Annotated in this window: 9 protein-coding genes; 4 read left to right on the top strand and 5 right to left on the bottom strand. The window is 47.8% G+C overall.

Annotated elements, in window-relative coordinates:
• Positions 1 to 42 precede the first annotated feature (42 nt).
• From der to hisS, 3 genes are all read right to left on the bottom strand, one after another.
• The gene (gene der, locus HMPREF2711_RS09560; RefSeq protein WP_003745900.1) at positions 43 to 1,500 is read right to left on the bottom strand and encodes a ribosome biogenesis GTPase Der; all 1,458 of its coding nucleotides are present in this window, start codon (positions 1,498 to 1,500) and stop codon (positions 43 to 45) included.
• A gap of 141 nt (positions 1,501 to 1,641) precedes the next feature.
• A complete protein-coding gene (locus tag HMPREF2711_RS09555; protein ID WP_003745898.1) occupies positions 1,642 to 2,271 on the bottom strand; it encodes a YfgM family protein in 630 nt (209 codons plus the stop codon).
• A complete protein-coding gene (gene hisS / locus HMPREF2711_RS09550) occupies positions 2,272 to 3,567 on the bottom strand; it encodes a histidine--tRNA ligase (RefSeq protein ID WP_070616048.1) in 1,296 nt (431 codons plus the stop codon). It lies immediately after the preceding gene.
• Positions 3,568 to 3,824: 257 nt separating this feature from the next.
• Here hisS and HMPREF2711_RS09545 point away from each other — a divergent pair, with 257 nt between their 5' ends.
• Complete coding sequence (locus HMPREF2711_RS09545) at positions 3,825 to 4,331, top strand: hypothetical protein (protein ID WP_231288062.1); 507 nt, start codon at positions 3,825 to 3,827, stop codon at positions 4,329 to 4,331.
• Between the two features lie 55 nt (positions 4,332 to 4,386).
• Here the strand turns inward: HMPREF2711_RS09545 and HMPREF2711_RS09540 are convergent, their stop codons facing one another.
• Positions 4,387 to 4,689, bottom strand: a complete 303-nt coding sequence (locus HMPREF2711_RS09540; protein ID WP_003745894.1) for a hypothetical protein — start codon at positions 4,687 to 4,689, stop codon at positions 4,387 to 4,389.
• A gap of 210 nt (positions 4,690 to 4,899) precedes the next feature.
• Between HMPREF2711_RS09540 and HMPREF2711_RS09535 the strand changes: the two genes are divergently transcribed.
• Positions 4,900 to 5,823, top strand: a complete 924-nt coding sequence (locus HMPREF2711_RS09535; RefSeq protein ID WP_003745893.1) for an RluA family pseudouridine synthase — start codon at positions 4,900 to 4,902, stop codon at positions 5,821 to 5,823.
• Positions 5,824 to 5,892: 69 nt separating this feature from the next.
• Here the strand turns inward: HMPREF2711_RS09535 and adhP are convergent, their stop codons facing one another.
• Entirely contained in the window at positions 5,893 to 6,936 is a 1,044-nt protein-coding gene (gene adhP / locus HMPREF2711_RS09530; protein ID WP_003745890.1) for an alcohol dehydrogenase AdhP, read from the bottom strand.
• A 340-nt stretch (positions 6,937 to 7,276) separates the two neighbouring features.
• Between adhP and HMPREF2711_RS09525 the strand changes: the two genes are divergently transcribed.
• Positions 7,277 to 8,755, top strand: a complete 1,479-nt coding sequence (locus HMPREF2711_RS09525) for an aldehyde dehydrogenase family protein (RefSeq protein ID WP_003745888.1) — start codon at positions 7,277 to 7,279, stop codon at positions 8,753 to 8,755.
• A 102-nt stretch (positions 8,756 to 8,857) separates the two neighbouring features.
• Positions 8,858 to 9,289, top strand: a complete 432-nt coding sequence (locus HMPREF2711_RS09520; protein WP_070616046.1) for a hypothetical protein — start codon at positions 8,858 to 8,860, stop codon at positions 9,287 to 9,289.
• Positions 9,290 to 9,453 lie beyond the last annotated feature (164 nt).

The raw sequence follows: 9,453 nt of genomic DNA, 5'->3' as shown, positions 1-9,453 counted from the left end.
AAGGCCGTCTGAAATCGTTCAGACGGCCTTTGGCCTTTATGCTTATTTGCTGAATTGTTTTTTTACGCTGACTTTGGTTTTCTTCTTGAAGCGGTTTTTCTCTTCCTTGCGGCCTTCGCGCTTCTCGATACGGTTGCTCAGGCTGACGCGGCGCAGCGGTTTTTTCTTCGGTTTGTCTTCCGCATTTTCATACGGGTTTTCCGAAACATTGTATTGAATTCTGAGCGGCGTGCCTTGAAGATTAAAGGCTTTGCGGAATGTTTGGGTCAGATAGCGTGTGTAGCTGTCAGAAATGGCGTGCAGCGAATTACCGTGTACCACAATCACCGGCGGATTCATGCCGCCTTGGTGGGCATAACGCATTTTCGGACGCACCAAACCTGCGCGCGGCGGCTGTTGACGCTCGATTGCGCTTTGCAGGACACGCGTGATTTTCGGCGTCGGCATCTTAATCATTGCCGCGTTGTAGGCAGCCTGAATGCTTTCAAACAAACCGTCAATACCGCGTTCTTTCAATGCAGAAATAAAGTGGAACTTAGCAAAATCAAGGAAATACAGTTTGCGGTTGATATCGCGTTTCACTTGCTCGCGACGCTCTTCGCTGATGCCGTCCCATTTATTGACCGCCACCACCAAGGCACGGCCTGCTTCCAAAGCAAAACCCGCAATCGTCGCATCTTGGTCGGCGATATCTTGTTGCGCATCCAACACCAAAACAGCAACGTTTGCCGCCTCAACCGCCTGCATGGCTTTGATAACGGAGAACTTTTCCACTACCTTATCCACTTTGCCGCGACGGCGCACGCCTGCGGTATCGATGATGGTAAACGGTTTACCGTCGCGTTCAAAATCGATATGGATACTGTCACGCGTCGTGCCTGCCATATCGAAGGCAATCACGCGTTCTTCACCGAGGATGGCGTTTACCAAGGTCGATTTACCGACATTTGGACGGCCGATTACAGCAAAAACAGGATGTTTCGCTTCTTCCTCTTCCTTTTCAGGCTCAGGGAAGGTTTCCAAAATATCTTCAATCAGATAATACACGCCATCGCCGTGCGCACCTGAAATAACATAAGGGTCGCCCAGGGCAAGTTCGTAGAACTCGGCGGCAAGCACGGCCCTATTGCCGCCCTCGCCCTTATTCACGGCCAAATAAACAGGACGCGGGCTTTGGCGCAAACGGTCGGCAATAATTTTGTCTTGCGGGGTCAAGCCGGTACGGCCGTCCACCAAAAACACAACTGCATCGGCCTCATCGACAGCCTGTAAGGTTTGTTTTGCCATTTCGTGCAAAATGCCACTGTCCACAACCGGCTCAAAACCGCCGGTATCGATAACCAAATAAGGTTTGCTGCCGACTTTGCCATGACCGTAATGTCGGTCACGCGTCAGGCCGGGCAAGTCATGCACGAGCGCGTCTTTGGTGCGCGTCAAACGGTTGAATAAGGTAGATTTGCCGACATTGGGGCGGCCGACAAGCGCGATGGTTGGTTTCATGATGGAGTCTTTCTGTGTCAAGTGCCGCCCCAAAACGGGAGCGGAACACAAGCAGGTGTTTTAAAAACACGGTTGATAAGGATAAGTGTAGGCCGTCTGAAAAGTCATGACAACTTCAGACGGCCTTGATTTTAAAAAAACTTATTTCAAGCTGTCGATTTTCATTTGCAGCAATTCGCGGCCCACGGCGGTTTGCGGCAATTTACTCAAAGCAGCTTCGTAACTTTGTACGGCTTCTTTGGTTTTATTTTGAGCAACGTAAACATCGCCTTTGGTTTCCAGCATCAAAGGCTCGAAATCAGCCTCAACCTGAGTATTCAGGGCATTGATGGCGGCATCGTATTTTTTCTGCTGCAACAGGACAACGCCCAAACGCTGCGCCGCCAAAGCTTGAACCAGCGGTGCTTTTTGGTTTTTCAGCACCCAATTCAAATGACCTTCCGCCACATCATAACGGCCGGCATCAAACTCGGTTGCCGCTACCATCAAAGTAGCTTGGGCTGTCGAAATAGAATCAGGATAGTTTTTTTGCAATTCGACCAAATCGGCGTTGATGGCTTTTTGGTCGGTTTTTTGCTGCGCCTTTTCCACCATTTGCGCCAATACGGCAGCGGCTTCCTGATCTTTTGAAGCTTTTTGGCCTTGGTAAATGGTGTAACCCAAATACCCCAAAGCCGCCACGATCAGCAAGGCAAAGATCCAACGGCCGGTTTTTTTCCAAAAATATTTAAAGTTGTCTAACTCTTGTTGTTCTTCCAAATGGGCTGCCATTTATGCGTTCTTCCATTGTTGTAAAGTGTCTGTCAAATCAGCGGCGGCAACGGTTTGTTGTTCGTGTTTGCCCTGCATATCTTTCAGGGTAACCGTACCGTTTGCCAGCTCATCCTGAGCCACAATCAGGGCAAAGCGTGCGCCACTGTTGTCTGCTTTTTTCATTTGCGCTTTCAAGCTTTGATAGCCGGAATGCTGCATTACATTGAAACCTTGTGCGCGTAAGGCTTGCGCGTATTTCATCACCTGCAAGTCCGCACCTTCGCCTTGGTGCATTGCATAGACATCAGGCGCAGCGTTCACTTCCAACGAGCCGTATTCGCTCACCAAAAGCAGCAGGCGCTCAATACCCATTGCAAAGCCGATAGACGGCTCAGGTTTGCCGCCAAGTTCTTCAATCAAACCGTCGTAACGGCCGCCACCGCACACAGTCGCCTGCGCGCCGAGTTTGTCGGTCGTCCACTCAAAAACCGTCTGATTGTAGTAATCCAAACCACGGACCAAGCGCGGATTTTCAATATATTGAATACCCAAACCGTCCAACATCGCCTTGAAGCGAGCATAGTGGTTTTGCGAAGCCTCGCCCAAGTAATCCACCAAACGCGGCGCCGCGTTGCAGATTTCCTGCAAATCAGGGTTTTTCGTATCCAAAACGCGCAAAGGATTGGTTTTCAGACGGCGTTTGCTGTCTTCATCCAGTTGCGCCTCATAGCGGGTCAAATATTCAACCAATGCCGCACGGTGTGCCGCACGTTCTTCACGGTTGCCCAAGCTGTTGATTTCCAAAGTCAGGTATTCGCGAATACCCAACTTTTCCCACAAGTCGGCAGACATCGCGATGATTTCCGCATCGATATCCGGCCCTTCAAAACCCAAAGCCTCGATACCGACCTGATGGAACTGACGATAACGGCCTTTTTGCGGACGCTCGCGGCGGAACATCGGCCCCATATACCACAGCTTTTGCGGGCTGTTGTACAGAAGGTTGTGTTCGACTACCGCACGTAAACAAGAAGCCGTACCTTCAGGACGCAGGCTCAAACTCAAAGAATCGTTTGAATCGGAGAAGGTGTACATTTCCTTGCCGACCACATCGGTTTCCTCGCCGATGGAGCGGACAAACAAACCGGTTTGCTCGACAATCGGCGTACGGATTTGCTGATAGCCGTAAGTGCGTGTCCAACGGCTAACCGTATCTTCAAACGCCTGCCAAAACGCAGCCGTCAGTTTGAAATCTTTTTGTTCGACAGGTAAAAGGTCGTTCATACCTTTTACAGATTGAATTTTTTGTGCCATTTCAATATGGGATAAGCGAAAATCAAATAGTTGGGCATTATAGCTGATTTTTAAGGGTTTGTGAGTTTGGGAACAAATCAAAAGGCCGTCTGAAAATCAGTTTTCGTATTCAGACGGCCTGTAAAGCAGATTACAGAATCATATTCAATGATTCCCATCCTTCCCCTGCCTTTCAACTTTAATTTCTTAAAAATATATTCAATATAGATTCAATGTCGTTATACTTGGATTCTTTTCATCTCATCCCTATGCACATCATGAAAACACTACGCTCTCTTTTTGTTATCGGCTTGTTAACCACCAGCTTATCCTACCAAGCGATGGCTGCAAATAATGCCACAAATAATCAAGCCAAAATAGATTTAGTCAAAAAGGTTTATCTGTCTAAAGTGGATTTAGGCTCTGAACACAATCATGTTACCACGCCTGAATTACAAAAAATCATCCGACAATTTAATAATTTTGACACTAATATCCGTAAGCAACCCGATATGGAGATGGGATGTGACATGCCGATACATTACTACTTGGGCTTTGGTCAGGATCATCCTGACAACTTCCATAAAACCTTGCAAGTCAAGGTCACTTCTCCTCATACCGTCCGGGCAACATTTAAACAATTTGACGGCCATAGGGTCGGTGCAGATTTCACGTTGAAATGTACGGAAAACCGTTGTTTAATAGATGATTTTAAGATGATTGGCGATCAAACCAGCATCAAAACCGATTACAAACTTGTTTTGCGCAAACGAAAATGTGAGTGAGCCGACAAAACAAAAGGGCTGTCCAAACAAATGGAGCAGCCCTTTGATTTTGAAATCAAGGTCGTGAAGGATGCGGATTTAAGCGTACAGGCGGCAAATTAGGTTTTCCGTATTGGGAAACGGCTTGTCTGCCTGAAGCAGCTTTCCCTGACTGCATGACGCCGCTATCGTTACGTATTGGATGTGCGGCATACTCGTCTTGATTTAATTGTGAAATTTCTTCATTGACTTCATGCTCTACCACAAGTTCATACTCATTATCGTATGCATTATTCTTACCAAGCCGAACTTCCCCTCCCGCCATAGCGAACACGGAAAATACGGATAACATGATGATTATGCCGATTTTTCTCTGCATAATATTCTCCTTTTCTCAAAATATTGTTTCTTTATCATTTCTTTAATTCATGCCATAAAAACAAGTTCAAACAAAACCAGTTTCTCAGCTCGTTTGAAGAATCTATTTAAACACAAAACCTGCATCAATACATATCTATTATTAGAAACTTATTTTCCATAAAAACAAGGCCGTCTGAAAAAACCCTAAAAACCGAGTACAATCCGCCGCATGAAAAAACGTACCAATCCCCTACCCCTTTTAGACGGTGTCAAACCCAGCTACTTGGTTTTGCCGCATGAAAAGCAGTTTTACGGCTTGCCGTTGCTGCATTTTTTATGCGCTCATTTTCCCTTTGTCGGCGAAGAAAACTGGCGGCGGCGGCTGAACAGCGGTTTTGTGGTGGGCGCGGATGGCGTGCCGTTTGATGAGAATACTTTGTTCGAGCCCGGCAAGACGATGTTTTATTACCGTGAAACCAGCCGTGAGAGCGAGCCGCGTATTCCGTTTGATGAAAAAATTTTGCATATTGATGAGCATTTGCTTGTGGTGGACAAACCGCATTTTCTGCCTGTCATCCCCAGCGGCAGATTTTTGCGGGAAACCCTGCTCACGCGCCTGCGTTTGCGGCCGGAATTGCAGCATTTGAATGTTGAAGACATTACGCCGATTCATCGCTTGGACAAAGATACGGCAGGCGTTATGCTGCTTTCACTCAATCCTGCCACGCGTCGCGATTATCAGACCATGTTCCAAGAAAAAACCGTCCAAAAAACTTATGAAGCGGTGGCGCCGACGCGGACGGATTTGGACTATCCGCTGCATATTTCGTCACGAATGGAACGCGGCGAAAAATTCTTTCTCACGAGGGAAACGGAAGGCAAACCCAACGCCCACACGACCATCGAACTTATCGAAAACCGCGGCGCATTCAGCCTCTACCGCCTCACGCCGCATACCGGGAAGAAACACCAGCTGCGCGTGCATATGATGAGTTTGAACATGCCGCTGATGAACGATGCGCTTTACCCTACCCCATTGGCGGCCGGTGATGAAGACTACGACAAACCTTTAAAACTTTTGGCTAAAAGAATAGAGTTCACCGATCCTGTCAGCGGAGAAATCCGCGTATTTGAAAGCCGCTTTACGCTTTAAGTTATCCAATCCAATAAAAAAGGCCGTCTGAAATTGTTCAGACGGCCTTTTTGTCACGGAATCATTTGATTAGTGATGAATGCAGCTGCACTCTTTGTTCATATCAATCACCATACGGCCGGTAATTTTACCTTCGCGCATTTCTTGGAAGATGGCAGGCGCTTCATCCAAAGCACGCAATTCGACTTTAGGCACAACCAAACCTTCTGCGCCGAATTGGAATGCTTCTTCCAAATCTTTGCGGGTACCGACCAAAGAGCCGACCACTTCGATGCCGTCCAATACCAAACGTGGGATAGACAAGTCCATAGACTCAGGCGGCAAGCCAACTGCAACGACACGGCCGCCTGCGCGAACACAGTTAACGCCTGAATTGAAGGCAGCAGCGGATACGGCTGTCACAACGGCTGCGTGTGCGCCGCCGGTTTTCTCTTGGATGACTTGAGCCGCATCTTCTTTGGCGGCATTGATTACCAAATCCGCACCGGTTTCTTTGGCAAAAGCCAGTTTTTCATCGTTGACGTCAACGGCAACAACGTGCGCGCCAAATACTTTTTTCGCGTATTGAACTGCCAAGTTACCCAAACCACCTGCGCCGTAAATCGCAATCCATTGGCCCGGACGGACGCCGGAAACTTTAATGGCTTTATAAGTGGTTACACCGGCACAAGTAATGCTGGAAGCTTGTGCAGGATCCAAGCCTTCAGGGACTTTGACTGCGTAATCGGCACTCACGATACAGTGTGTCGCCATGCCGCCGTCGGCAGTATAGCCTGCGTTCAATACAGAGCGGCACAAGGTTTCGCGGCCGGTATTACAGTATTCGCAAGAACCGCAGCTTTGGAACAGCCATGCGATGCTGACACGGTCGCCGACTTTCAGATTTTTCACACCTTCGGCAACTTCTTTAACCAAACCGATGCCTTCGTGTCCCAACACGCGACCCGGTTTGTCGCCGTAATCGCCTGCCGCAACGTGCAAGTCGGTGTGGCACACGCCGCAATACTCGACTTCCACCAACGCCTCGCCGTATTCCAGCGGACGCAGTTCGCGTTCAACAACTTCTACATCACCTGCTACATCTTTATTTACTACCACAGCATGCATTTTCATGAGAGAGTCTCCTAGGGTGTTGAAAAACTGTTTAGCTATGAATGAGAATACTCCCCATATCCGAAGCCGTCAACCCATAATCTTTTTTAAAACAACTAGTTATGATGTTATACCATAACAAAATCTATTTAAGCCGTATAAATCTTTAAATATATTAACAAATATACTTTCATTTCAATCAAATCCTTTATTTTTCAGACGGCCTGCTACATGAAACAACATTGCAAATGTAAATTTTGAGAACATTCTCATTTTTAGTACTTGAACTTAAAAAGAAAAAAGCATAAGCTGTTTTTCATGGTGTGAAACACCTATTCCCATTCATTAAGGAGACAGCATTATGGCAAAAGATTTAAATGTGTTTGATAAAGAATATGGTCTTTTAATCAACGGCGAATGGACGAAAGGTAGCGAAGGCAAACTTTTATCCTCTTACAACCCTGCCAATGGCGATGAATTGGCCAAGTTCACAGACGCAACCGACGCCGATGTCGATGCTGCCGTGGCCGCTGCGCAAGAAGCGTTCAAAACATGGCGTAAAACCACGACTGCCGAACGCGCGGCCATTTTGAATAAAATCGCCGATGTGATTGACGAAAACGCCGAATTGTTCGCCCTGCAAGAAACCTTGGACAACGGTAAACCCATCCGCGAAACCCGCGCTGCCGACGTGCCTTTGGCTTCCGACCATTTCCGCTATTTCGCCAGCGTCATCCGCGGCGAAGAAGGCACGGCAACCCAGCTTGATGCCGAAGACCTGTCCATCGTTTTGCGCGAACCGATCGGCGTTGTCGGCCAAATCATTCCTTGGAACTTCCCATTCTTGATGGCCGCATGGAAAATCGCTCCGGCATTGGCCGCAGGTTGCACCATCGTCATCCACCCTTCTTCCAGCACTTCATTGAGCCTGTTGTCCTTCGCTCAAAAAATCAACCACTTGCTGCCTAAAGGCGTGTTGAACGTGATTACCGGCCGCGGTTCCAAATCCGGCGAATACATGCTCCACCACAAAGGCTTCAACAAACTGGCCTTTACCGGCTCAACCGAAGTCGGCCGCCGCGTCGGCATCGCCGCCGCCGAATTGCTGATTCCTTCCACTTTGGAATTGGGCGGCAAATCCGCCAACATCTTCTTCGACGATATGCCTTTCGACAAAGCCCTCGAAGGCGCGCAAAAAGGTATCTTGTTCAACCAAGGCCAAGTGTGCTGCGCCGGTTCGCGCATTTTTGTACAAGAAGGTATTTACGACAAATTCGTCAATGCTTTGGCTGAAGAATTCAAAAAAATCAAAGTCGGCCTGCCTTGGGAAGACGACACCCAAATGGGTTCGCAAGTCAATGCCGGTCAACTCGAGACCATTTTGAAATACGTCAAAATCGGAGAACAAGAAGGCTGTCGCATCATTACCGGCGGTAAAAAAATCGAAGGCGAATTGGGCAAAGGCGAATTTGTCGAACCGACTTTGATTGAGGCCAGCAACGAAGCCCGTGTTTCCCAAGAAGAAATCTTCGGCCCGGTTGCCACCGTGATTAAATTCAAAACCGAAGAAGAAGTCATCAAAATGGCCAACGACAGCGAATACGGCTTGGGCGGCGCAGTGTGGAGTACCGACATCAACCGCTGCCTGCGCGTTTCCAATGCATTGGAAACCGGCCGCGTTTGGGTAAACTGCTACAACCGCCTGCCTGCCGGCGCGCCGTTTGGCGGCTACAAAACTTCAGGTATCGGCCGTGAAACCCACAAAATGATGCTCGCCGCCTACACCCAAGTGAAAAACATCTACATCAGCACCCGTGAAGAACGCGAAGGCTTCTATTGATTCGGCGTTTCACATTAATCTGATTTAGAAAATATAAAGGCCGTCTGAAACCTGTTTCAGACGGCCTTATCAATTACACAATAACTTTTTAGGAGATAAATTATGTCGAAACACAAAATCCGTTACATTCTGCCACTGCTAGCCGTGATGACATCCGCCGCCTGTGTCGGTGCGGCAGGGCCGTCTGAAAAAGCTGCAAATGCCGTTAAACCGAAACAGGAAAAGAATCTTTGTCCCGAACCTGTTGACCAAATGGATGAAGATTGTTTAGAAATTACTCTGCTGAAACTTGAAAACAAACTGGACATGAAGTACAAAGATTTATTTCGACGTGCCGCTACCAAAGATTCAAAGCTACATGGGCTGTCCAAACAATATTTTATAAACGTCCGTTCAAAATGGAAGGCTTATAAGGAGGAACTTTGTTCCGACCCGACAATCACAACCGACTTGAAAACTCCTTCAGACAAAATCCTCTATCTGTGTGACGTTCAACAAACACAACACCATTTAAAAGCATTGGAACGTTTTTAATTTTTTAGGAAACTGATATGTCGAAACACAAAATCCGTTACATTCTGCCACTGCTGGCCGTGATGGCATCCGCTGCCTGTGTCGGTGCGGCAGAGCCGTCTGAAAAAGCTGCAAATGCGCTTAAGCCGCAGAAGGAAAAGAATCTTTGTCCCGAACCTGTTGAC

The organism is Neisseria sp. HMSC070A01 (assembly GCF_001810165.1).
GTDB lineage: Bacteria > Pseudomonadota > Gammaproteobacteria > Burkholderiales > Neisseriaceae > Neisseria.
Note: the sequence above shows the minus strand (reverse complement) of the source record. Positions and strands in the feature narration are given on the sequence as shown.

Excerpts from the sequence above, each read along its gene's own strand:
- HMPREF2711_RS09525 (WP_003745888.1), top strand. The coding sequence starts at position 7,277 with ATGGCAAAAGATTTAAATGTGTTTGATAAAGAATATGGTCTTTTAATC.
- HMPREF2711_RS09520 (WP_070616046.1), top strand. The coding sequence starts at position 8,858 with ATGTCGAAACACAAAATCCGTTACATTCTGCCACTGCTAGCCGTGATG.
- HMPREF2711_RS09540 (WP_003745894.1), bottom strand. The coding sequence starts at position 4,689 with ATGCAGAGAAAAATCGGCATAATCATCATGTTATCCGTATTTTCCGTG.
- HMPREF2711_RS09535 (WP_003745893.1), top strand. The coding sequence starts at position 4,900 with ATGAAAAAACGTACCAATCCCCTACCCCTTTTAGACGGTGTCAAACCC.
- der (WP_003745900.1), bottom strand. The coding sequence starts at position 1,500 with ATGAAACCAACCATCGCGCTTGTCGGCCGCCCCAATGTCGGCAAATCT.
- hisS (WP_070616048.1), bottom strand. The coding sequence starts at position 3,567 with ATGGCACAAAAAATTCAATCTGTAAAAGGTATGAACGACCTTTTACCT.
- adhP (WP_003745890.1), bottom strand. The coding sequence starts at position 6,936 with ATGAAAATGCATGCTGTGGTAGTAAATAAAGATGTAGCAGGTGATGTA.
- HMPREF2711_RS09555 (WP_003745898.1), bottom strand. The coding sequence starts at position 2,271 with ATGGCAGCCCATTTGGAAGAACAACAAGAGTTAGACAACTTTAAATAT.
- HMPREF2711_RS09545 (WP_231288062.1), top strand. The coding sequence starts at position 3,825 with ATGAAAACACTACGCTCTCTTTTTGTTATCGGCTTGTTAACCACCAGC.